Annotated in this window: 17 protein-coding genes; 9 read left to right on the plus strand and 8 right to left on the minus strand. The window is 72.1% G+C overall.

Going from position 1 to position 20,896, the window contains the following annotated elements; genetic code table 11:
- Positions 1-357: 357 nt before the first annotated feature.
- A complete protein-coding gene (locus tag AB0B50_RS42900; protein ID WP_362342969.1) occupies positions 358-1,674 on the minus strand; it encodes a 3-oxoacyl-ACP reductase in 1,317 nt (438 codons plus the stop codon).
- A gap of 72 nt (positions 1,675-1,746) precedes the next feature.
- Between AB0B50_RS42900 and AB0B50_RS42905 the strand changes: the two genes are divergently transcribed.
- Together AB0B50_RS42905 and AB0B50_RS42910 are read left to right on the plus strand one after the other, a co-directional pair.
- Positions 1,747-3,024: an acetyl-CoA C-acetyltransferase gene (locus AB0B50_RS42905; protein ID WP_362342972.1), complete on the plus strand. Its 1,278-nt coding sequence runs from the start codon at positions 1,747-1,749 to the stop codon at positions 3,022-3,024.
- Between the two features lie 103 nt (positions 3,025-3,127).
- On the plus strand, positions 3,128-4,693 hold the full coding sequence (locus tag AB0B50_RS42910) for an alpha/beta hydrolase (RefSeq protein ID WP_362342975.1): 1,566 nt from the start codon (positions 3,128-3,130) through the stop codon (positions 4,691-4,693).
- Positions 4,694-4,709: 16 nt separating this feature from the next.
- On the opposite strand, the gene AB0B50_RS42915 is transcribed toward AB0B50_RS42910, so the two are convergent.
- Positions 4,710-5,576: a helix-turn-helix transcriptional regulator gene (locus AB0B50_RS42915; protein WP_362342978.1), complete on the minus strand. Its 867-nt coding sequence runs from the start codon at positions 5,574-5,576 to the stop codon at positions 4,710-4,712.
- Positions 5,577-5,771: 195 nt separating this feature from the next.
- On the opposite strand from AB0B50_RS42915, the gene AB0B50_RS42920 reads away from it, so the two are divergent.
- The 4 genes from AB0B50_RS42920 (at position 5,772) to AB0B50_RS42935 (ending at position 12,906) form a co-directional block, all read left to right on the plus strand.
- Positions 5,772-7,193 carry an MFS transporter gene (locus tag AB0B50_RS42920; protein WP_362342980.1) on the plus strand — a complete coding sequence of 474 codons (1,422 nt, stop codon included), beginning with the start codon at positions 5,772-5,774 and terminating at the stop codon, positions 7,191-7,193.
- A gap of 92 nt (positions 7,194-7,285) precedes the next feature.
- A complete protein-coding gene (locus tag AB0B50_RS42925) occupies positions 7,286-8,602 on the plus strand; it encodes an alpha/beta hydrolase (RefSeq protein WP_362342983.1) in 1,317 nt (438 codons plus the stop codon).
- A 69-nt stretch (positions 8,603-8,671) separates the two neighbouring features.
- Positions 8,672-9,094: a hypothetical protein gene (locus AB0B50_RS42930; protein WP_362342985.1), complete on the plus strand. Its 423-nt coding sequence runs from the start codon at positions 8,672-8,674 to the stop codon at positions 9,092-9,094.
- On the plus strand, positions 9,091-12,906 hold the full coding sequence (locus AB0B50_RS42935) for an NACHT domain-containing protein (RefSeq protein WP_362342988.1): 3,816 nt from the start codon (positions 9,091-9,093) through the stop codon (positions 12,904-12,906). The genes AB0B50_RS42930 and AB0B50_RS42935 overlap by 4 nt, the downstream gene beginning before the upstream one ends.
- 11 nt (positions 12,907-12,917) lie before the next feature.
- Here the strand turns inward: AB0B50_RS42935 and AB0B50_RS42940 are convergent, their stop codons facing one another.
- The 3 genes from AB0B50_RS42940 to AB0B50_RS42950 all read right to left on the minus strand — a co-directional run bounded on the left by AB0B50_RS42940 (position 12,918) and on the right by AB0B50_RS42950 (position 14,606).
- Positions 12,918-13,259: a hypothetical protein gene (locus tag AB0B50_RS42940; protein WP_362342991.1), complete on the minus strand. Its 342-nt coding sequence runs from the start codon at positions 13,257-13,259 to the stop codon at positions 12,918-12,920.
- Between the two features lie 199 nt (positions 13,260-13,458).
- Entirely contained in the window at positions 13,459-13,743 is a 285-nt protein-coding gene (locus tag AB0B50_RS42945; protein WP_362342994.1) for a DUF397 domain-containing protein, read from the minus strand.
- Positions 13,740-14,606: a helix-turn-helix transcriptional regulator gene (locus AB0B50_RS42950; protein ID WP_362342997.1), complete on the minus strand. Its 867-nt coding sequence runs from the start codon at positions 14,604-14,606 to the stop codon at positions 13,740-13,742. Before AB0B50_RS42950 ends, AB0B50_RS42945 begins: the two co-directional genes overlap by 4 nt.
- Before the next feature lie 126 nt (positions 14,607-14,732).
- Between AB0B50_RS42950 and AB0B50_RS42955 the strand changes: the two genes are divergently transcribed.
- Entirely contained in the window at positions 14,733-15,191 is a 459-nt protein-coding gene (locus AB0B50_RS42955) for an ATP-binding protein (protein ID WP_362343000.1), read from the plus strand.
- Between the two features lie 35 nt (positions 15,192-15,226).
- On the opposite strand, the gene AB0B50_RS42960 is transcribed toward AB0B50_RS42955, so the two are convergent.
- Positions 15,227-15,637, minus strand: a complete 411-nt coding sequence (locus AB0B50_RS42960) for a hypothetical protein (protein WP_362343003.1) — start codon at positions 15,635-15,637, stop codon at positions 15,227-15,229.
- Positions 15,638-15,714: 77 nt separating this feature from the next.
- Positions 15,715-16,764 (minus strand): molybdopterin-dependent oxidoreductase, encoded by a 1,050-nt coding sequence (locus AB0B50_RS42965; RefSeq protein ID WP_362343006.1) that lies wholly within the window; start codon positions 16,762-16,764, stop codon positions 15,715-15,717.
- 227 nt (positions 16,765-16,991) lie between these two features.
- On the opposite strand from AB0B50_RS42965, the gene AB0B50_RS42970 reads away from it, so the two are divergent.
- Positions 16,992-18,920, plus strand: coding sequence for a M12 family metallo-peptidase (locus tag AB0B50_RS42970; protein ID WP_362343009.1), 1,929 nt, complete (start codon positions 16,992-16,994; stop codon positions 18,918-18,920).
- A 61-nt stretch (positions 18,921-18,981) separates the two neighbouring features.
- On the opposite strand, the gene AB0B50_RS42975 is transcribed toward AB0B50_RS42970, so the two are convergent.
- Positions 18,982-20,154 carry a lipase family protein gene (locus tag AB0B50_RS42975; RefSeq protein ID WP_362343012.1) on the minus strand — a complete coding sequence of 391 codons (1,173 nt, stop codon included), beginning with the start codon at positions 20,152-20,154 and terminating at the stop codon, positions 18,982-18,984.
- A 204-nt stretch (positions 20,155-20,358) separates the two neighbouring features.
- On the opposite strand from AB0B50_RS42975, the gene AB0B50_RS42980 reads away from it, so the two are divergent.
- Positions 20,359-20,859 carry a hypothetical protein gene (locus AB0B50_RS42980; RefSeq protein ID WP_362343015.1) on the plus strand — a complete coding sequence of 167 codons (501 nt, stop codon included), beginning with the start codon at positions 20,359-20,361 and terminating at the stop codon, positions 20,857-20,859.
- The last annotated feature ends 37 nt before the right edge of the window (positions 20,860-20,896 follow it).

Here is a 20,896-nt window from a genome sequence, read left to right on the forward strand (position 1 = left end):
TGCGGCTGGGGTTGGCGTTGTGCTCGGTGCTCCGTGCGCACATACCCCCGCGTCCCCTCGCGTCGGCTTGGCGCCTGCGGGTGGGTGGGGGTGCGACCTCCACCGGTCGCGGGTGGGTGGGGGTGCGCCTTCCACCGGTCGCGGGTGGGTGGGGGTGCGACCTCCACCGGCTGCGGGTGGGTGGGGGCGCGCCTTCCACCGGTCGCGGGTGGGTGGGGGTGCGACCTCCACCGGCTGCGGGTGGGTGGGGGTGCGCCTTCCACCGGTTGCGGGTGGGTGGGCGACCTCCACCGGTTGCGGGGCGGCTTCCAGCGGCTGCGGGGGAGGGGATCCCCCCGGGGCGGCGATGAGTCCCCGTCACGCCCCCAGCAGGCTTTGGCCGCACACTCGGATCGTTTGGGCGTTCATGCCGCCCTGGGCCAGCCAGGACGTCGCCTCCGCCACGTCCACGGGGAGGCCTCCCTGGGCGAGGGAGTTCATGCGGCGGCCCGCCTCGCGGATGAGGGGCGGGACCGCTGCCGTCATCCTCGTCTCGATGAAGCCCGGCGCCACCGCGTTCACCGTCACGCCGTGCTCCGCGAGGGCGCGCGGGGCGAGGGAGTGGACCATGCCGATGATGCCCGCCTTGCCGGCCGCGTAGTTCGTCTGGCCCGCGTTGCCCGCGATCCCGGCGATCGAGGCCGTGGCGACGATGCGGCCGCCGGGGCGGATCGTGCCGGTCTTGAGCAGCGTGTCCGTGGTGGTCAGGACCGCCGCGAGGTTGACGTCGAGGACCGAACTCCAGCGCGCCGCATCCATGTTGGCCAGCTTGCGGTCACGTGTGATGCCCGCGTTGTGGACGAGGATGTCCAGGCCGTGCTCGGGCAGCGCCGCCGTGATGCGTTCACCGGCGTCGGGCGCCGTGATGTCGAGGGGGAGTGCCGTGCCGCCGAGGCGGGCCGCCACGCGGGCCAAGTCCTGTTGGGCGGACGGGATGTCGAGGACCGTCACCTTGGCTCCGTCCCGGGTCAGGATTTCCGCGACCGCCTCGCCTATGCCCCGTGCCGCGCCCGTCACCAGGGCCGTGCGGCCGGCCAGGGGGCGGCTCCAGTCGGTGGGTGCCGCCACCGCCTCCGCGGGGCCCGTCTCGATCACCTGGCCTGTCACGTAGGCCGACTTGGGGGAGAGGAGGAAGCGGAGAGTCGACTCGGCCGTGCCGATCGGGCCGGGGACGCGGACCAGGCACGCGGTGCGGCCCCGGCCCAGCTCCTTCGCGAGGGAACGTACGAAGCCTTCGAGCGCCTGCTGCACCGCCGACTGATGGTGGTCCGCCGGGTTCAAGGGGGCGCCGAGGACGACGATCCGGCCGTTGTCCTTCACCTTTCGTACCACCGGGTGCAGCTTCGCGTGCACCTCGGCGAGGGCGTCCGTGGTGGCGACTGTCGTTGCGTCCAGGACAACTGCCGTGGGAGCGAGGGGTGTTGTTGTGGTGGGCTTGTTGCCCATTGATTCGAGGAGTGTCAGGAGGTCCTGCGCGTACGGGGAATCCGACGTCGTCAGCAGCAGCGACTCGCCGCCCAGCCCTGGGCTGTCGGGCGACCAGCGGCGTAGTCGCGTCGGCTGCGGCAGGCCCAGGCGGCGGGTCAGGAAGCGGCCGGGGGCTGTCGCGGTGAGGGTCAGGTAGCGGTCGGCCATTGTCCAACTCCCGGCTCGGTCGTAAATTTACTTCTGAGTAAGGTTACTCAAGGGTCAGGAGATGGTCGAGGCATGAGTCTTCCCTCTTTGCGCCGGGTCGCCGTCATCGGTGGCACTCGCATTCCGTTTGCGCGTTCTGACGGGCCCTACGCCACCGCGTCGAATCAGGACATGCTGACTGCCGCTGTCGATGGGCTTGTTGAGCGGTACGGGTTGGAAGGGGGCGCGAGCGTGGGGGAGTTCGTCGCCGGTGCCGTGCTCAAGCACAGCCGCGACTTCAACCTCGCCCGTGAGGTCGTCCTTGGGTCGCGGATCGATTCCCGTACGCCTGCCTATGACCTTCAGCAGGCCTGCGGCACCGGACTCCAGGCCGTCGTCGCCGTCGCCAACAAAGTCATGCTCGGGCAGATCGAGTCCGGCGTCGCGGGCGGCTCCGACACCGCGAGCGACGCACCGCTCGGCGTCAACGACGAGCTGCGCAAGACGCTGCTCGCCGCCCGGCGCGCCAAGAGCGTCGGCGGGCGGCTGCGGGCCCTCGCGCGGGTGCGGCCGGGGCATCTCGTGCCGGACGTCCCGCGCAACGCCGAGCCGCGGACCGGGCTCTCCATGGGTGAGCACGCCGCCGTGACCGCGTGCGAGTGGGGCATCACGCGCGCCGCCCAGGACGAGCTCGCCGCGCTCAGCCATCAGCGGCTCGCGGCCGCGTACGAACGAGGGTTTCTCGATGATCTCGTCGTGCCGTTCAGGGGACTTGAGCGGGACCAGAATCTTCGGCCGGGGACGAGTGTCGGGCAACTCGCCCGCCTCAAGCCGGTTTTCGGGGTTGCGGCCGGCGGGGCGACCATGACCGCCGGGAATTCCACCCCGTTGACCGACGGCGCCGCCGTCGCCCTGCTCGGCAGCGACGAGTGGGCCGCCGAGCGCGGCCTGGAGCCGCTCGCCCATCTCGTCGCCTGCGAGAGTGCCGCGGTCGACTTCGTCCACGGCGATGTCGCCGGAGGTGAGGACGGGTTGCTGATGGCGCCCGCGTACGCCGTGCCGAGGATGCTGGAGCGGGCCGGGCTCGGGCTCGGGGACTTCGACTTCGTGGAGGTGCACGAGGCCTTCGCCTCGCAGGTGCTCGCCACGCTCGCCGCCTGGGAGAAGCGGGGGCTCGGGGCGGTGGACCGCGAGCGGCTCAACGTCGCCGGGTCCTCGCTCGCCACCGGTCATCCCTTCGCCGCCACCGGGGCGAGGATCGTGGCCACCCTCGCCAAGCTCCTCGCCGAGCGGGGGCGTCCCGGACGCGGGCTGATCTCCATCTGCGCGGCGGGCGGGCAGGGCGTCACCGCGATCCTGGAGAGGGAGTGAGCGCGGAGAGTGACGTGCGTGTGCGGAGAGTGACCTGGTGTGAACGGGCGCGGGGTGTGGCCCGCGCTTAGGGTGAGCGGGGGGCACACCCTGGGAGGTTGCCGTGCGCGGAGCCTGTGCAGTCGCCGGCGTCACCGTACTGGTCGTCGTGGGAGCGGGCGCGCCGGGTCTTGCCTCGGCCGCCGCCGCTGACGGCGAGGGAAGCCGACGGCCCGATCTGTCGCGGTTCTACACGCAGAAGATCAAGTGGTCCGCCTGCAGGGGCGACACCGAGGCCGCGGCGGAGGCCACAGGCCACGCCAAGGACGTCCGCTGCGGTCACGTGACCGTCCCCCTCGACTACGCGAAGCCCGCGGCGGGGACCGTCGACGTCGCGATGATCCGGATGAAGTCCAGCGCGAGCGGCAAACCGCGAGGGTCCTTGCTGTTGAACTTCGGCGGGCCCGGCGGCGCCGGTGTCTCCGCGCTCGCCGGGTCCCAGAAGGAGTTCGGCTTCCTCAGCAAGGGCTACGACGTCGTCTCCTTCGACCCGCGCGGCGTCGGCCTGAGCGAACCGGTCAGCTGCGGCGACGCCGAGGAGGACGCCGACCCCACGGCCGAGGGAGGGGAAGCGGACGACGCGGCCGCCGTCCTGGAGCAGTTGCGCAAGGTCGCCGAGGAGTGCGCGGCCAAGTCCGGGCCCGTCCTTCCGTACGTGGGGACCGTCAACGTCTCCCGGGACATGGACGTCATGCGGCAGGCACTCGGCGACAAGAAGCTGAATTACCTCGGCTTCTCCTACGGGACGCGGCTCGGCGCCGTCTACGCCGCCCAGTTCCCCAAGAAGGTCGGGCGGATGGTGCTCGACGGCGTGGACACCCTGACCGAGCCCGTCGCCGAGCAGTCCCTCGCGACCGCCGAGGGACGCCAGACCGCCCTCGACAACTTCCTCGCCTGGTGCACCGGGAACGCCGGGTGCGTCTTCGGCACGGACGCGCGAGCCGCGCGGCACGGCATGGTCAAACTCATCCAGGACATGGACGAGATGCCTCTGCGGTCCATGGACGGCCAGGAGTTCACCGGGCAGGACGTCGTCGGCGTACTCAGTCAGGCCCTCTACAGCCGCCAGGCCTGGCCCGCGCTCTCGCAGGCCCTGGGGGCGCTGCTCGCCGACGGTGATCCCCGCGCGCTGATCCGGATGAGCGGTGGGCTCGCGAACGGGGTGCGGGGCGCTGGTGCCGACGACGTGCCCGCCGACAACATGGCCGCCGCCCTCATGGCCGTCAACTGCGCCGACGACCCCGACCGGCCCGACGCCGCCCGCATCGAGAAGGAAGTCGGCAGACTCCAGGAGGAGTTCGAGGAGGCGTCGCCCGTCTTCGGCAGGTCGATGCTGATGCCGGTGCTGCTCTGCTTCGGACGGCCCGCGGGCACCAGCTACATCCGTGACGACGTACGTGATGTGAAGACGCCGAAGCTGCTGCTCGTCGGCACGCGCGGCGACCCCGCCACGCCCTACCGGTGGACCGAGGAGACCGCGCGGCGGCTCGGGTCGCAGGCCGTCGTCCTGGACAACAAGGGCGACGGGCACACCGGGTACCTCGGGTCCAAGTGCGTGCAGGACAAGGTGGACGGGTTCCTGCTGTACGGGGAGACGCCCAGGAGCGGGAGTTCCTGCGCCGCCGAGTGAGCCGTGGCCCCGCCGGTCAGTCCGTCAGGTTCAGCATCGCCTTCTCGTCCGGGGTGTCCTGCGGGGCCTGGTAGACCACCATGCGCTGGCCGCCCGTCCTCGCCAGCTTCATCACCTCGTACGTGAGGGTCATCGCGCCCACCTTCGGGTGGTCGAAGGACTTGACACCGCCGCCGCGCTCGCACACGTCGTACTGCTCCCAGATGCGGGCGAAGTCCGGGGATTTCAGGAGGAGTTCGCCGACCAGGGTCGTCAGCTGGGGCGAGTCCGTGTCGGTGCCGGATATCGCGCGCAGGTGTGACACCGACTTGGCGACCGTCTCCTCCCAGGGGCGGTACAGCACGCGGCCCACGGGGTGCAGGAAGAGGTAGCGCAGGACGTTGCGCTTCTCGGCCGGCCAGTCCCACAGGCCCGGGAGCAGTGCCTTGCCGGGGGCGTTGGCGGCCAGCATGTGGCTGTGCCTGCTCACCACGTACGCGGGCAGCGGGGCCAGCGCGTCCAGCATCCGCAGGGTGGAGTCGCGGACCGTGTGGTCGGCGGTGGGGTGCGGCTCGGTGAGGCGGCCCGATGCCAGCTCGGCGAGCTCGTGCAGGCGGTCGTGGGCATCGCCCGTGAGGCGCAGGGCGCGGGCCAGGGCGTCGATGACACCGGGCGACGGGTTGGTCTCGCGGCCGCGCTCCAGGCGCGTGTAGTAGTCGACGCTCACCCCGGCGAGGGTCGCGAGCTCCTCGCGGCGCAGGCCCGGCGTGCGGCGGAACCCGGTACCCGCGGGGAGGCCCGCGTCGGCGGGGGTGACGCGGGCCCGGCGGGCGCGGAGGTAGCGGCCGAGTTCCGTGCCGTGGGCGGCGGCCTTGGGGGCCGGGCTCGTCGTGCGTTCCGTCATGGGGGCATTGTCCCTGGTCGGAGGTGGATGTGGGGGGCCGTGTCAGGGCCAGGAACGGGGCGGTCTCCCACTGGGGAGGGCTTCGGCGGATCGTGAGCGAGGCGTTGATCTTGCGCTGCCCGGCCTTGCCGCCCCGCGGCGCTTTCCCCGCCACCCGCCCGTCACCCCGCGATCCCTCCCACCGTAGGAGCCCTCTTGTCCGCCGTCCTCGCCCCGAGCCGTGAGCAGCGTCCCCTCGCCTCACCTCCCTCCCGGTCCTCCGCCACCCTCGCCCTCCTCGCCGCCCTCCTCGGCTTCACCGTCATCACCATCGACGTCACCGCCGTGAACATCGCCCTGCCCGACATCCGCGCCTCCCTGCACGGCGGCATGGCGGGGCTGCAGTGGGTCGTGGACGCGTACACGTTGATGTTCGCCGCGCTGATGCTGTCCGCCGGCGCGCTCGCCGACCGGGCGGGGGCGAGACGGGCGTACGCCTGGGGCGTGGGGCTCTTCACCGCCGCCTCGCTGGCCTGCGCCCTCGCGCCCGGCATCGGCACCCTGATCGCGGCCCGCGTCGCCCAGGGCGCGGGCGCCGCCGTCGTGATGCCCGCCTCGCTCGCGCTGATCCGGCAGGCCTACGACGACCCGCGCCGCCGCGCCCGCGCCATCGCGCTGTGGACGGTGGGCGGTTCGGCGGCCGTCGCGGTCGGCCCCGTGCTCGGCGGCGTCCTCACGGAGACTGCGGGGTGGCGCTCCGTCTTCCTTCTCAACCTCCCCGTGGGCGCGCTGATCCTCGCCCTCCTCTCCCGCGCCGACCGCTCGCCCCGCCGCCCCGCGCCGCTGGACCTCGCGGGCCAGGCGACGGCCGTACTGACCCTCGCGGGCCTCGCCTTCGCCGTCATCGAGGGCGGGCACCTGGGGTGGCTGAGCGCACCCGTCCTCGCGGCCTTCGCCGTGGCTCTCGCCTCCGGATACGCCTTCTACGCCGCCGAGAAGCGGCACCGCGCGCCCATGGTCCCGCTGTCCCTGCTGCGGCAGCGCCAGGTCGGCGTCGCCCTCGCGGTCGGCTTCGCGGTGAACGCCGGGTTCTACGGCGTGACCTTCCTCCTCGGCCTCTACTACCAGCAGTTGCGCGGCATGTCGGGCATCGAGGCGGGCCTCATGTTCGTGCCGCTCGCCGCGTTCATCACCGGCACCAACCTCGTCTCGCCGCGCGCCGCCGAGCGGTTCGGGCGGCGCAAGGTCATCGTCATCGGGCAGGCGATCCTCGCCCTCGCCATGTTCGCGCTCGTCCCGCTGACCGCCGACACGCCGCTGTGGCTCGTCCTTCTGCTGCTCGTACCGACCGGGCTCGGCGGCGCGTTCGCCGTGCCCGCGCTCACCGCGCAGCTCATGGACAGCGTGCCCGGCGAGCGCGCGGGCACGGCCTCCGGTCTCCTCAACTCCCTTCGCCAGACGGGCGGTGCGATGTCCGTGGCGTTGTTCGGGGCGTTGCTCGCGGGCGGTGGCAGCGGCGGGGGCGGTGGCACGGGCTCCGGCTTCTCGGTGCCGGGGATGCACACGGGGCTGGTGGTCGTGGGGCTGACGCTGTGCGCGACGACCGCGCTGGCGGCTCGGCTGCTGCCGAGGGACTGAAACCGCCTTCCAACACGGTCCTCACAGGTCCCTGACATGCGGCTGCCAGCGTGGTTCCGGTACGGGATGCGACGGCGGGAGCGGGACTGCACATGGCGGCACGGAGTCACAGGAGAGGGGCCTTCGGCGGACGGGGCCGCAGGGCGGGGCTCGCGGCGGGGGCCGCCACGGTCGCGCTGGGGACGGCGGCGGCCGTCCCCACCCTCGCTTCGGGCAGCGAGCCGGTGCCGGTGTCCCTCGCGCAGCCGGTCGGCCGGGTCACGTACGACCTGGGCGACCAGGCCTTCGTGCCCGGGGCGCCGTACGAGGGGAAGTCCGAACTCGCCGCGGTGGTGCACTATCCCACGGCCTCCGGTACTCAGAAGATCGCGCCCGGCAGGCACCCGCTGATCGTCGTGCAGCACGGGCTGTGGGCGACCTGCGCGGACCGCCCCGCCCAGAGCGGACTGAAGAAGGCGGAGAAGGCGCGGGCCGCCGCGGAGAAGGCCGGTGACAAGGCCGAGGAAGCCCGGCAGCAGAAGATCGTCGAGAAGATGAACGCCCGCCTGTGGGCCTGGCCCTGCCGCCCCGGTGTCGCCCCGCTGCCCAGCGCCTCCGGCTACGACTACCTCGCGAAGAAGCTGGCCCGGCAGGGCTTCGTCGTGGTCTCCATGGGCGCCAACGGAATCAACGCGACCAGCGGCGGCCAGGCCCCGGCGGTGTACGAGGCGCGCGCCCGCCTCATCGACAGGCACCTGGGCATGTGGAGCCAACTGGCGGCGGACAAGGGCCCCTTGAAGAGCAAGCTCAAGGACGCGCGCACGGGCAGGCCGAGCAACGTCTCGTTCGCGGGCCGCGTGGACCTCGACCGCGTCGGCACCCTCGGTCACTCCATGGGCGGCGGAGGCGTGATGCAGCACGTCTCCGACAAGCGCCACGGCCACTGGCCCAAGGGCGTGCGAGTGAGGGCGGCCCTCGGCCTCGCGCCCACCGCCACCTGGGACAACGAGCCGGTCACCAAGGTCCCGCTGGCGGTCCTGTGGGGGACGTGCGACCAGGTCAACACCGGTGAGTACGTCAAGTGGAACAAGGGCAGGAACAAGGCGCCGCTCCATGGCATCACCCTCACCGGCGGCAACCACAACTACTTCAACACCCAGTGGTCGCCCAGCAGTCGGCAGGTGGCCGGTGCGGACGACGCGGTCTCCGGCAAGCGGCGCGGGCACTGCGTCTCGCAGGACGGCAGGAACGAGGAGCACCGCGCCCTGGACGAGACCGCCGAGCGGCGGATCGCCGCCGGGTACACGGTCGCCTTCTTCCGCCGCTATGTGAGGGGGGACGCGTCGCAGGACGCGCTCCTGCGCGGCGAGAAGGAGCTGCCTGGGGTGGAACGGGGCGTGGTGGACGTGGAGTTCGTCAAGCCGCAGTGATGGGGGCGCCGGTCGCGCTACGTTCGGAGCGTCGGCTGTAGGCGTACGTGCGGAATCGGGGTGGCGGTCATGTCCGGGACCCGGCGGGCCGTGATGTGGACCGTCGCCGTGGTGGGCGCGTTGGTCGCGGTCGGGCTGACGCTGGTGGCGGTCCTGGTGGACCTGGACACCGCCGACCGGGCGGCGAGCGTCGTGGGGGCGGTCACGGGTCTGGTCGCACTGGGCTTCTCCGCCTATGCGTTGGCGAAGCCAGGTGGTGGCCATGAGGTTCATGTCGTACGGGCCCGGGGGCGGGGCGCGGTGGCGGCGCGCGGGGACGTGTCGGGGAACGCGTTCGGGGAGAGGAGCAGGGCGGTCGGCGGCCCGCAGCCGCCGTCGGGCCGACGCTCACCCGGTGGCACCGTCTCCGCCCGCGGCGACGGAGCCGTGGCGTCCGACGGCAGCGTACGCGGGAACGCGTTCGGTGACGGAAGCGAGGCCGAGACGCGGTGAGTTCGGCGGCAGATGGTGACGGCGCGGGGGACGCTCGTCAGGCCCGACGGCAGCGAGTCGACGTACGCGGTGACGGGGCGATCGGCGCCGGAGGTGCCGTCACCGGCAACGCCATCGGCCCGTACAGCAGCGTCACGCACACGCACATGCACACGCACGTCGAGCGGCAATTCATCGTGCAGCAGGCCGAGCCGCCACCCGCCCGACCGCCCCAGGCCTCCCCCGAAGAGGTCGACGCCGCGCTGGCGCAGTACGCCACCCGTGTCCGCGAGTGCTACGGCCGCCTCGACCTGGAGGTCCTGATCCCCACGGAGGAGGGCGATCACCCGCCGGTTGAGCTGAGCGCGGTGTTCGTGCCGCCGCTCGTGCGGGCCGACCCGCCGCCGGTCGAGCTGCCGCGCGACATCGTCAACCGCCTCATGGAGTCGGGGGAATGGCCCGCGGATCTGCTGCCACCTGGCCTTGAGCTCGACCCGCAGACGCTGGAGCGCGCCCGGCGGGCCTACATGGAACGCCCCGTGCGGGAGGTCCTCGACGTCCTCGCCGCCCCCGACGCGGACCGGACGGTCCTGCTCGGCGACCCCGGCGCGGGCAAGTCGACGCTGGCGCACCACGTGGCGCTGGCGCTCACGGGAGGCGTACCGCCGGGGCCTCTCGGCCTGCTGGAGGGCCGCGTCCCACTGGTGGTGGCGCTGCGGGAGTACGCCGCGGAGCCCTGGCGCGACCGTACCTTCGAGGACTTCTTCGACCACCTGCACACGACCAAGGGGCTCGCGCCGCCCCGCGCGGTGCTCGGCCAACTCCTTGCCGAGGGGCGGGTGGTGGCCGTCTTCGACGGGCTCGACGAGCTCTTCGACCCCGCCGCGCGCGAGCAGGTCAGCCACCGCATCGCCGACTTCGCGAGCCGCCACCGGACGGCCGGGGTGCGGGTGATCGTGACCTCGCGCGTCATCGGCTACCGGCGCGGCGTCCTGGAGCGCGCCGACTTCGCGCACCACATGATCCAGGACCTGAGCGTCGCGCAGATCGGCCGCTTCGCCCGCCAGTGGTACGCGACCGCGTGCCCGCACGACGTCGAGCGCGCCGAGCGGCTGTGCCGACGACTCAGGGAGGCGGTCGACCACTCGCGCCCCGTACGCGAACTCGCCGGCAACCCCCTCCTGTTGACGATCCTGGCCATCATCGGCCGCCGCAGGGAGCTGCCCCGCGACCGGCAGGGCGTCTACCGGCACGCGGTCGCCGTCCTCGTCGCCCACTGGGACGAGCACGCCAAGCACCTGCGGGTGCCGGCCGACGCCGAGGCCCTGTCGTACCTCGGCGACGAGGACCGGCACGAGCTGCTCCGCCTCGTCGCGCGCCGCATGCAGGACGGCAGGGGCGGCATCGCGGGCAACCACATCCACACGGACGAACTCCTCGTCGCGTTCAAGGAGTACCTGTGCCAGCAGTACGAACTGCCCGTACCGCAGGCGGTGTCGGCGGCGCGGACCATGGTCCGGCAGTTCAGGGAGCGGAACTTCATCCTGAGCCACTACGGGGGCGGGGTGTACGGGTTCGTGCACCGGGCGTTCCTGGAGTACCTGGCGGCGGAGGACATCGACCGGCGGTACACGCGCTACCGCGAGTGGGGGCAGGGGGAGTTCGTCGAGGAGATCTTCGCGCGGCACGCCGACGACCCGGCATGGCACGAGGTGCTGCTGCTCCTGGTCGGGCAGATCGGGGAGCCGGAGGCCGCGGCGGCGATCGACAGGCTCCTTGACCTGCACCGGCACCGGAGCGGCTGGCACGACATGCGGTGCCTCGTCCTTGCCGTCCGGGCACTGGCGGAGGTGCGGCGGATCGGGCCGCTCGCGGCGCAGAGCCGGGCGGTCGTCGACACGGTGATCGCGGAGCTGGAGGCGGTGGAGCCCGACAGCCACCGCCTGCCCGAACTGGCCGATGCCATCGCCGCGTTCGGTTCCTTCGCGCCCCACTGGAGCGGGCGGCCGCGTCTCCTGCGGTGGTTCCATCTGCGGGGGCAGTACGCGCGCGCAGCGGAGCTGTCCGTACGCATCGCCTGCGCGCTGTACGCGGGAGACGCGCCGCACCGGGTCATGGCAGTGCACGGCCACACCCCGGAGGTGCAGGTCGAGGCCATGGAGCAGTTGGCGAGGCGGTGGGGCGGCGAGGCCACCACCTGGGAGATGATCCGCGGGCGGGCCGTCGCCGACCGAGCCTCAGAGAGCCGGAAGTCCGCTCTGCAGCTCCTGATCAAGCACCGCTGGGACGAGGCCGCCACGCGCGATCTTGTGAGGGAGCGGGCGGTCGCCGACCCGAGCGAGTGGGTGCGCGAGGCCACGCTGTCGGCGCTCGCGGCCGACCTGTCGTACGACGAGGCCGAGACGGTCGCCCTGATCCGGGACCGCGCGACGGGCGACCCCCATCGGCTGGTCCGCGCGGATGCGCTGCGGTCACTGGCCCGGTTGCGGGCCGAGGGCGAGGAGACCCTGCGGCTGGTCCGCTACGAGGCCGCGTCCGCGTCGGAGCCGGGGGTGCGGTCCGCCGCTCTGGAGGCGCTGTATCTGCAGTGGGAGTCGGATCCTGCCACGCGCGCGCTGATCGCCGACGCGGCCGTCCACGACTCCGCGTCCCACGTCCGGCGCACCGCGCTGCTCCTGCTGCACCGGGGCTGGGGCGAGGAGCCCGCCACCGTGGCGATGCTGTACGACCGTGCCGTCTCCGACCCCGCCGAGTTCGTCCGGGGAGGGGTGCTGGACTTCATGCTGGCCGACTGGCGCAGCGACTCCCGGGCCCGCGAGTTGGCGTACGACCGCTTGCGCCACGACTCTTCCGTGTACGTACGCCTGAGTGTGCTGCGGGTGTGGAGCACGGGCTTCGGCGAGGGCGACCCCGCGTGGGAAGAGCTGCGCCATTGCGCGCTTCACGACGAGGACGCGGGGCTGCGCAGACTCGCGCTGCTCGTCGTGGGCCATCAGGCCGGGTTCGACGCCGCCGCGCGGGAACTGTTGCGCGACCGCGTGCTCAACGAACCCGACGACAGCCCCCGGGCCCTCGCCCTGCGCATGTTCACGCGGCTCTGCCACGCCGAGGAGAGCACCTGGGAGTTGACCCGGGAACTCGCGGTCGAGGCGCCCGACTGTGCCACCCGCGAGGAGGCCTTGGACCAGCTGGCCCGGTTCCGGGTCGCGGACCCCGCCACGTGGCGGCTGATCAAGGAGCGCGCCGTCGAGGACCCGGACCAGGTGGTCCGGGCGGAAGCCGCGTGGCTGCTGGCCGGTCGGGACGATGCGGGGGAGTTCCTCCGCACCCGCGCCGTCGAGGACCCGGCCGCCCCGGTCCGGCGCGCGGCTCTGGAGGCGTTCGGCTGCCTCCCCGAGTCGGCGGTCGGCGGATGGGAGACCATCGCCGGTCTCGCGACCGCGGATCCCGACGAGGGCGTACGCCGTCTCGCCCTCACCCTGCTCGGTGCCCGGCGCGGTGCGGACCCCGGCACACGCGACCTCCTGCGCGACCGCGCCCTCACCGACGCCGAGCCCAAGATCCGCCGCTCGGCGCTGCGTTGGCTGGCGGTGGTCGACCCGGACGACACCACCGCCGAAGCGGCACGCGACCGGGCCGTGGCCGACCCCTCGGCCGACGTCCGTATCGCCGGGCTCCGTGTGCTGGCCTTCGGCTGGCCCACGCACCCGGCGACGCTGCCCCTGCTCCACGAGCGGACCGGGGCCGACGCCGACCCGGAGGTCCGCGAAGAGGCCGTCCGCGCCCTCGCCGCGGCGGAGGCGATGGTGCCGCTTCAGGGTCGGCTCACGTGAGGATCTGTGGCTCAGCCCGAGGTGTTGGTCGCCCAGATCGGCTTTCCGGTGGAGTCGTAGATGACGATGTTGCCGTCGTCCTGCACGGAGAGCGTCGCGCCGAAGTTCCCTGCGGTGTCGGAGTTCCAGATCCGCTTGCCGGTGGCGTTGTAGACGGCGAGCACGCCGTCCGTCTCGAAGGCGGCGGTGTCGCCGTTCGGGTAGACGCCCTCGGCCTGCCAGGCCGCCTTGCCGTTGCGGTAGACGACGAAGTTGCCGTCCTCCTGAAGCCGCAGCAGGGTGTCGCCGTCACCGGAAGTCCAGGCCTGGTTGCGCCTGATCGCCGTCCTGGGCTGGAAGTCCGCGTTCGCCATGTCGTACCCCCTCGCTACGGCCTCGGGGCGGCTCCCCGGGCCACCAGCCACGTTAGTTCTGCGGGCCTCGGGGCCCGCAGGGCCGATAACGCCGACTGATTCGCTCTCGCTGCGAGGTGGCGGGGGTACGGGGGAGGCTGCGGTGCCGAAGTGGTGGTGCGAACGAGCCCGGAGGGACCGCGCGACCGTCTCGCCTCGGTCAGCAACTCCCTTGCTGTGCAGGTGAATCTGGCGCGTGCGGGGTGTTGTGGGCGTACGTGAGGAAGTGCGTCCAGGAGGTGGGCGTGACGGAGAAGGTGGGGCCGTCGGGGTTCTTGGAGTCGCGGATGTGGATGGCGTGGGGGCGGGTCGATAGCTCTATGCATGTGCCGCCCTCGCCGCCGCTGTGGCTGGACTTCCGCCAGGGGTACGCGACTTCGAGGCACTCGCCTCCCTCGCCCGTGCTGTAGCTGCTCTTGAACCAGCCGAGTTCCGTGTTGTTCATGGTTCTCCCAGCATCTTCTCGATCAGTGCCAGCGACTCGTAAGGCGTGAGAGCCTGAGCCCGGATGATCCCATAGCGTTCGCTGAAGATGCGGACTTCCTCTGGATCAGTGATCAGCCGGGGGTGCCCATAGATTTCTGTGTACGCCACCTGCTGCCGCCCCTTGGGGTTCATCAAGGTGAACGTACCGTCCAAGGCCGGGTGTTCTGGTCGGTCAGTCGGCATTACCTGGATCTCTACGTTCCTCATGCGGCCCACGCTGAGCAGCCTCCGCAACTGTTCTTGCTGGACTGGCCATCCACCAGTGGGGCGTTGCAGCACGGTCTCTTCCAGAACGTAGCTGAAGGTCGGTGCTGGCCACCGATCGAAGATCTGCTGGCGTGCCAGACGATCGGCGAGCCGTTTCTCGATCGTCTCCTCGTCCAACAGGGGGCGCCGCTGAGTGAAGGTAGCTCGAGCGTAGGCCTCGGTCTGGAGGAGCCCATGCACCGCTTGGGCGCCGTAGTTGTGCAGTGCGACGGCTTCCGCTTCAGCCCGCGCGTAATCCCTGAACCAATCCGGATGCCGAGTCCGCGCCTTGGCCTGCGCCTCCCGAACATCATCAGCCGCAGCCGCCAGCACCCCCCTCGCGTCCAGCAACTTGTCCACCCTGACCAGAAACTCCGGCTGCGGCGTCCGCACCCCCCGCTCCATGGACGAGATCAGCGCCTCCCCGCAGTGCGCCACCTTGCCCAGCTCCCGTTGGCTCATCCCTGTGTGTTCGCGCAGGACCTTGATCTGCTTGCCCAGCGCACTGAAGAGATGGGCCGTGCCGTCCGTCTGGGAAGGCCGTTCCGGTCGTTCCTCGTGGTTGCTGATCGCCATGCCCGTACCGTCCTTGCGTGGTCACGGTGGACGCCTCATACAGCCAAGCCGCCGTACTCATACACGTACCCGGCGTCGCGGCGTCGTACCTGGTCAGCGTAGAACCGACCGACCACGCTCAGTGACATGAAAACGCAAATCTCCACCCCCCAGAACGAGTTGAAGGAGCCAGGCGGCGCCCCCCGCACCTTCCGCCAACTCCTCAGCCCCACCCCCAGAGGCGCCCGCCTCGCCCGCCGCCTCACCGCCCACCAGCTGGAAACCTGGGGCATCCCGTACGGCAGTGCGCTCTCCGAAGCCGCAACGCACATCGTCGCCGAGCTCGCGGCGAACGCCGTCACGCACGGCCACGTACCCGGCCGCGACTTCGAGCTGAGGCTGGCCCGCCGAGGGCCGAACACGCTCCGTATCGAGGTCGCCGACGCCCGGGGCGACCGTCGGCCGAAGCGCCAACAGGTTGCCCCCGACGCCGAGTCGGGCCGAGGCCTCCGCCTCGTCGACGCGCTCGCCGACACCTGGGGCGTCACCGACCGCACCGTAGGCAAGACCGTCTGGGCAGAACTGCGTGACGAGCCCAGGGGCTGAGCAGGGGCTGAGCCGGGGCTCCCGCAGAAGACGACCTACCGCACATCAGAAGACGCAAGCTTCACGAAGTGCTCCACGGCGTCCCGCGCCTGCGCGCCCAGCGCATCCAGTTCGGTCTCGCCGGAGGCCGTATGCACCCGGGCCGTCACATGGTGGGCGTGCCGCGCGGCGTCGATCATCGCCTGGCTGCTTGCCACGAGCTGGACGCGGAACAGGGCGTGGAGGGCGCGTGAGCGAAGGCGGTACGCCTCCATGCGGGCTTCGAAGCAGGCGGGGCTGTCCGGGTCCTCGAACGCGCGGTACCAGCGGTCGTGTTGGCCCCGCCTGAACTCGGTCTCCGCCCCGGCGAAGTCGCTGTACACGGCCATGCGCTCCACGCGGAGTTGCTGCTGGGCCGCGAAGACCTGGTCGCGAGCGGCGGCTCTGCGTTGGAAGAGATGGGTCATGGCAGCGCCGAGCAGAGTCCCCAGGACTGCGATCAAGGTCGCGAGAACACCGTCCACGGGGGTAGAAGACCATAGGGCTACCGCCGGCGCACCGTGAACCGGACCTCGTGGACGGAGTTCCGTGCACCCGGCGGCGGCTGCACCCGCCCCGCCGCATCGGTCGCGCGGGAGCGGACGCTGTGCGGGCCCGGCGGGAGCGAGCGCCGCAGGGAGAAGCCCTGCCAGGTCGGGTCGGCGCCGAGGACGTCGAGCGCTGCCGGTTCCCACGGGCCGCCGTCGATGGAGAGGTCGAGCCGGACGACCTCCGTCGTGCTCCAGGCGCGGCCCCTGAACACCGTGGAACCGCCCGTGAGTTCCGCGTCCGGCGACGGCGACAGGATCTTGCTGCTGACATCCACTTCGCGTACCGGCTGCGGGCCTTCGGCGCCCGGCACCGTCCGCGTATAGAACGTCGTCGTGAACATGTGCTCCGGCCGCTCGTCCGTCAGGACGATCCGGGTCAGCCATTTCACCGAGTTCGTGCCGAACATGCGCGGCACCACCGCCCGCAGCGGATACCCGTGCCGGGTGCGGAGCCGCGCGCCGTTCATGCCGTGGGCCAGGAACACCGAGCGGTGGGCCGTCTCCAGCGGCAGGTCCTTGACGTACGAGAGGTCGTCCTCGCCCTGGAAGGAGCCCCTGTCCGCGCCCTCGAAGACGACGTGCCGGGCCGACGGCAGCGGGCCCGCGCGGTCCAGGAGGGCGGCGAGGGGGAAGCCCGTCCACTCCACGTTCGCCACCGCGCGGGTCGGGGTGTCCGGGCGGAACGGGCTGCCGAAGCACTCGTGGACGGCCGTCAGCTGCTCGGCGGGCAGGTCCAGGAGCGTGGGCAGGTCCAGGCGCAGGGGGCGTTCCACCAGGCCTTCCACCGTCAGCGTCCAGGTGGCGGTGTCGATCTCCGGGACGCCCAAGTGTGTGCGTACGAAGAGGTTGTCCACCGGCGTGACGAAGTCGGGGCCGGGTGCCGGATCCGCGCGGGAGGGGTCGTTCGGGGGCGGCGTCAGCGGTGCGGTGGGATCCGGTGGCGTGGACGGTGCGGTGGGATCGGGCGGCGTGGACGGTGCGGTCGGTATGGACGGTGAGGTCATCGTTGCTCCCCCTGCGCCGGTTCTCCGAGTCCTGCGGGACCCCGAGATCCTATGAAGGCCGGGCGGAGCCGACCACTCCCTTTCGGGGCGCAAGGGACGGGAGGCGGCAGGCGCAGGCAGGTGAATCCGCCCCCGGCCCCCGCGCGCCGCGGTTCCCTTCCTCGCCCCCGCCGCCCCATGTGGAGGGGGACACCTGACCGAATCGGCCCCCGAGGAGGCCCCACCAGATGCCCCGCCCCGTACCGCGGATCCTCTGCTCCGCCGCCACCGCCCTGCTCGTCACCGCCACCCTCGCCGCCCCCACCGCCGCCGCGCGCCCCCGCGGGCCCGAGCCGCAGCCCGACCCCTGGGTCGTCCGCTCCGCCAGTGTCGACCTGCGGCGCGCGCACTTCTCGTACCTCTGCGACCGGCCCGAGGCGGGTCCGCCCCAGGCGTCGACGCTGACCTTCTTCCCGTACGACGTGACCGCCCGCGTCGTCGAGGACCACTCCATGGACGACGGCGAGGGCACGATCTCCTGGGAGGGGCACGAGGTCGGGCACCCGGACCACCAGGTGCGCGTCCAGGTGTCCAACGCCTGCGCCGGGGACGACAGCGGCAAGCCCATCGCCCTGGAGGGCTTCGCCGACCTCGGGCCCCGCGGCGCCTACGCCGTGCATCCCGCCGAGGGGCGGCCGAGCACCGCCGTCTTCGAGGAGTGGGACCTCTCGAAGCTGCCGAGGGACAGCGAGGACGACACGGTCGAGTCCGACGCACAGCGGAGCGAGCCCTCCGGCGGCCGCTCCGAGCCCGACCGCGCCAAGCCCGACCGCTCCAAGCCCGCCGTCGTCGACGTCCTGCTCCTGTTCACGCCCAAGGAGGCCGCGAAGGCCCGCGGCGACCGCACGTTCCGGAGCCTTCGGGCGACCGCCTCCACCATCGAGACCCGGATGAACCGCGCCCTGTCGGACAGCGGGGTGCGGGCGAGCATCGACGTCGTCCACGTCGAGGAGGTCACCGGCTTCAAGAACGCCGCCGCCGAGAAGGACGCGGGCGCCATGCTCGACCTGGTCTCCGAGCCGAAGGACCGCACCATCGGCGCCAAGGCCGCGGCGCTGCGCAAGCAGCACGCCGCGGACACCGTGATGGTCCTCGCCGACAACGGCGGCAGCGGCATCGCCAACCGGCCCGACGCCCCGGGCCCCGGCACCGAGGGCCAGGGCTTCGCCGTCGAGGGCATGGAGGCCATCTTCACGGACGGCGTCAGTCATGAGATCGGGCACAACCTCGGCCTCGACCACGACCGTTGGACGCTCGCGAACGACAAGTACGGCCGCGGGACGCCCAGTACGACGTACCCGTACAACACCGGCTGGATCACGCCCGACCAGAACTACTCCACGATCATGGCCTACGAGTGGAACTGCGCCGCGGGCAAGCGGTATTGCACCCAGGTCAACCAGTACGCCAACCGCACCAACAAGTACGCGGGCCAGCCGCTCGGCGACAAGAACAACGACCAGACGCGGGTCCTGAAGGAGACCACCTACCTGGTGGGCGACTACCGCACCCCGGCCAAGCCCAGGCCCCGCCACACCCTCACGCTCGCCTCGTCGCCCGCGAAGGGCGGCACCACGCGGGCGTTCGTCTGGGGGCCCTACAAGACCGGGACGCGTGTGGTGGTGCGGGCGTATCCGGCGGCCGGCCACACCTTCGCCGGATGGACCCTGGACGGCAAGCCGCACGCCAACACGTCACGGGACATGTCGCTCGCCATGAACGCGGGGCACCGCCTCGTCGCCCGCTTCACGCCGTCGAAGGCGCCGTGCGCCAAGATGCCGACCGGCGGGTTCCGTAAGAAGTGGGACCAACTGGGCGGCTCCAAGGGGCGGTTGAAGTGCCCGTCGGGTGCTGCGCGTGCCCTGCCGAAGGGCGGCGGCTTCCAGCACTTCCAGGGCGGTTCGCTGTACTACTCGCCCAGGACCGGCATGCACCCCGTGTGGGGCGCCTTCCGCACCGCCTGGCAGAAGGGCGGCTGGGAGCGCGGCAGGCTCGGCTACCCGAGGTCCGGCGAGAAGAGGATCAACGCCGCCGGTGATGTGCGGCAGTGGTTCCAGGGCGGCACGCTGACCTGGAACGCCAAGACCAGGAAGGTCACGGCCTGGTACGCGAAGTAGGGCCGGTGGAAGAAGGTCGGGGCGCCGTCGACTCGACCGCGCCCCAACCCGCTTGCACGCGCTAGCAGTTGCTCTTCGCCGCCTTGCCCGCGAAACGGTCCGCGAGCCACTGCGCCGCAAGCGGCGACTGCGTGATCACTCCGCTGACGTGCTCGCCGACCGGCACCGTGTGCCACTCCACGTTCGCGCCGCGCGCGCACCAGTCGGTGCGGACCTGCTTGCCCACGCCGTACGGGATGAGCTCGTCGGCGAGCGCGTGGTACAGGTACACCGGGGCGTCCGGCTCGACCGTTCCGACCTGCGACTCGCGCAGGCGCTGCTGCCAATCCGGCTGCTCCAGAGGGTTCTTCGAGGTCATCGAGTCGATCGACTTGAAGGAGCCGAGCACCGCGCCGTCCGCGACGCAGGTGTTCTTCATCGCGCCGAGCAGCGTCCTGCCCGCCGGGTTGAGGTAGGAGTCGAGCTTCAGCTCGGGGAAGGCCGCGTTCTGACCGATCGCGGCCATGAAGATCAGGCCCGAGCCGTAGCCGCCGTCGTTGAACTTCGCGACCTTCTGCAGGTCGCCGGGGACGCCGCCGGTCGCCGTGCCCTTGACGTCGAGGTCGGGTGCGTACGACGCGTGCAGCTCGGCGGCCCAGGAGGAGGCCTGGCCGCCCTGGGAGTAGCCCATGATGCCGACCGGGGTGTCCTTGCCCAGGCCCGCGTCGGGGAGGCGGATCGCGGCGCGGGCCGCGTCCAGCATGGCGTGGCCCGCGGCGCGGCCGACCGTGTAGGTGTGGTCGCCCGGGGTGCCGAGGCCCTCGTAGTCGGTGACGGCCACCGCCCAGCCCCGCAGGGTGAGTTGCTGGATGAGGTTGGCCTCCAGGGTGGTGCCTCTGGGGAAGCCCGCGCTGGGCGCGCAGTGGTCGCCGACGCCGACCGTGCCGACGGCGTACGTGATCAGGGGGCGCGGTCCCTTCCTGCCGTCCTGGGGCACGATGACCGTGCCGGAGACGGTGTTCGGTTCGCCCTTGGCGGTGGTCGAGCGGTAGTGGATCTTCCAGGCCTTGGTGTTCGTCGGCTGGCCCGGCAGCGGATGGAAGCTGCTCGGCTCGGAGCTCACGATGTCGCCGGGCGACGTGGAGGCGGCGGCTCCGCCCGGCTCCCCGGCGTGCGCCGCGGCGAGCGGGGTGACGGCCGACAGGCCGAGCGCGGCGGCCACGGCCCACGCTCCGAGGCTGGTGCGAGTGTGCATGCGGCTCTCCCAACTGTCCTCAGGGGCTGGGGTGTTCCGGCTTCGACCGTAGTGACCGGTGAGTAAGCAGAGGGCTGACCGGGACGCTCACCTTCGTTGACCTCGGCTCGCAGGTTCTCCGCTCGCAGGTGTTCAGGGGGCCGACCCGGCGCTACGTTCACAGAGGGGGGAGCCGCGGGCTCCGGACGACTGGGGGGTGTGGCGATGCTCGACGACGCCATGACAGCGCTGGCGGTCGCGGGCTCCACCGCCGTGGTGCAGGCCGCGGGCACGGACGCGTGGGCGGGGGTGCGCCGGGCCGTGGCCCACTGGTTCGGGCGGGGGGACGAGGGCCGCGAACGGGCCGAGCTGGCGCGGCTCGACCGCACGGAGGCGCATCTCGTGGGGTCAGTGGGGGAGTTGGGGAGGCGGCTGCGGGACGTCGAGGGCGACTGCCGGCGCAACCGCTTCGAGATCGCTCTGGAGGACCCGGACGAGGGAGTGCGCCTGGAGCTGGGCGCCGAACTGGAGAGTCTGGTGACGGAGTTGCGAGAGCTTCTCGCCCGATGCGCGCCGCCCGCCCGGCAGGCGAACGCCTACGGGGCCGGTGCGGCGGCCGTGGGCAAAGACGCGAGGGAATACCGCGACCGCTTCTTCGTCGGTGGTGATGCGCCGTCCCACCGGACGATCGATCGCCCTTTTCCGGCGAATCCGGCCGAAGGCTGAGCCGACCGGCGGCTGAGCGGACCGGCGGCTGAGCGGA

The sequence above is a fragment of the Streptomyces sp. NPDC041068 genome (assembly GCF_040647455.1).
Classification (GTDB): Bacteria; Actinomycetota; Actinomycetes; order Streptomycetales; family Streptomycetaceae; genus Streptomyces.

What these genes read in the sequence shown, in the direction of transcription:
- AB0B50_RS42970 (WP_362343009.1), top strand. Translation starts at nt 16,992, where the DNA reads ATGCCCCGCCCCGTACCGCGGATCCTCTGCTCCGCCGCCACCGCCCTG.
- AB0B50_RS42975 (WP_362343012.1), bottom strand. Translation starts at nt 20,154, where the DNA reads ATGCACACTCGCACCAGCCTCGGAGCGTGGGCCGTGGCCGCCGCGCTC.
- AB0B50_RS42950 (WP_362342997.1), bottom strand. Translation starts at nt 14,606, where the DNA reads ATGGCGATCAGCAACCACGAGGAACGACCGGAACGGCCTTCCCAGACG.
- AB0B50_RS42945 (WP_362342994.1), bottom strand. Translation starts at nt 13,743, where the DNA reads ATGAACAACACGGAACTCGGCTGGTTCAAGAGCAGCTACAGCACGGGC.
- AB0B50_RS42980 (WP_362343015.1), top strand. Translation starts at nt 20,359, where the DNA reads ATGCTCGACGACGCCATGACAGCGCTGGCGGTCGCGGGCTCCACCGCC.
- AB0B50_RS42900 (WP_362342969.1), bottom strand. Translation starts at nt 1,674, where the DNA reads ATGGCCGACCGCTACCTGACCCTCACCGCGACAGCCCCCGGCCGCTTC.
- AB0B50_RS42955 (WP_362343000.1), top strand. Translation starts at nt 14,733, where the DNA reads ATGAAAACGCAAATCTCCACCCCCCAGAACGAGTTGAAGGAGCCAGGC.
- AB0B50_RS42925 (WP_362342983.1), top strand. Translation starts at nt 7,286, where the DNA reads ATGGCGGCACGGAGTCACAGGAGAGGGGCCTTCGGCGGACGGGGCCGC.
- AB0B50_RS42960 (WP_362343003.1), bottom strand. Translation starts at nt 15,637, where the DNA reads ATGACCCATCTCTTCCAACGCAGAGCCGCCGCTCGCGACCAGGTCTTC.
- AB0B50_RS42965 (WP_362343006.1), bottom strand. Translation starts at nt 16,764, where the DNA reads ATGACCTCACCGTCCATACCGACCGCACCGTCCACGCCGCCCGATCCC.
- AB0B50_RS42905 (WP_362342972.1), top strand. Translation starts at nt 1,747, where the DNA reads ATGAGTCTTCCCTCTTTGCGCCGGGTCGCCGTCATCGGTGGCACTCGC.
- AB0B50_RS42930 (WP_362342985.1), top strand. Translation starts at nt 8,672, where the DNA reads ATGTCCGGGACCCGGCGGGCCGTGATGTGGACCGTCGCCGTGGTGGGC.
- AB0B50_RS42915 (WP_362342978.1), bottom strand. Translation starts at nt 5,576, where the DNA reads ATGACGGAACGCACGACGAGCCCGGCCCCCAAGGCCGCCGCCCACGGC.
- AB0B50_RS42940 (WP_362342991.1), bottom strand. Translation starts at nt 13,259, where the DNA reads ATGGCGAACGCGGACTTCCAGCCCAGGACGGCGATCAGGCGCAACCAG.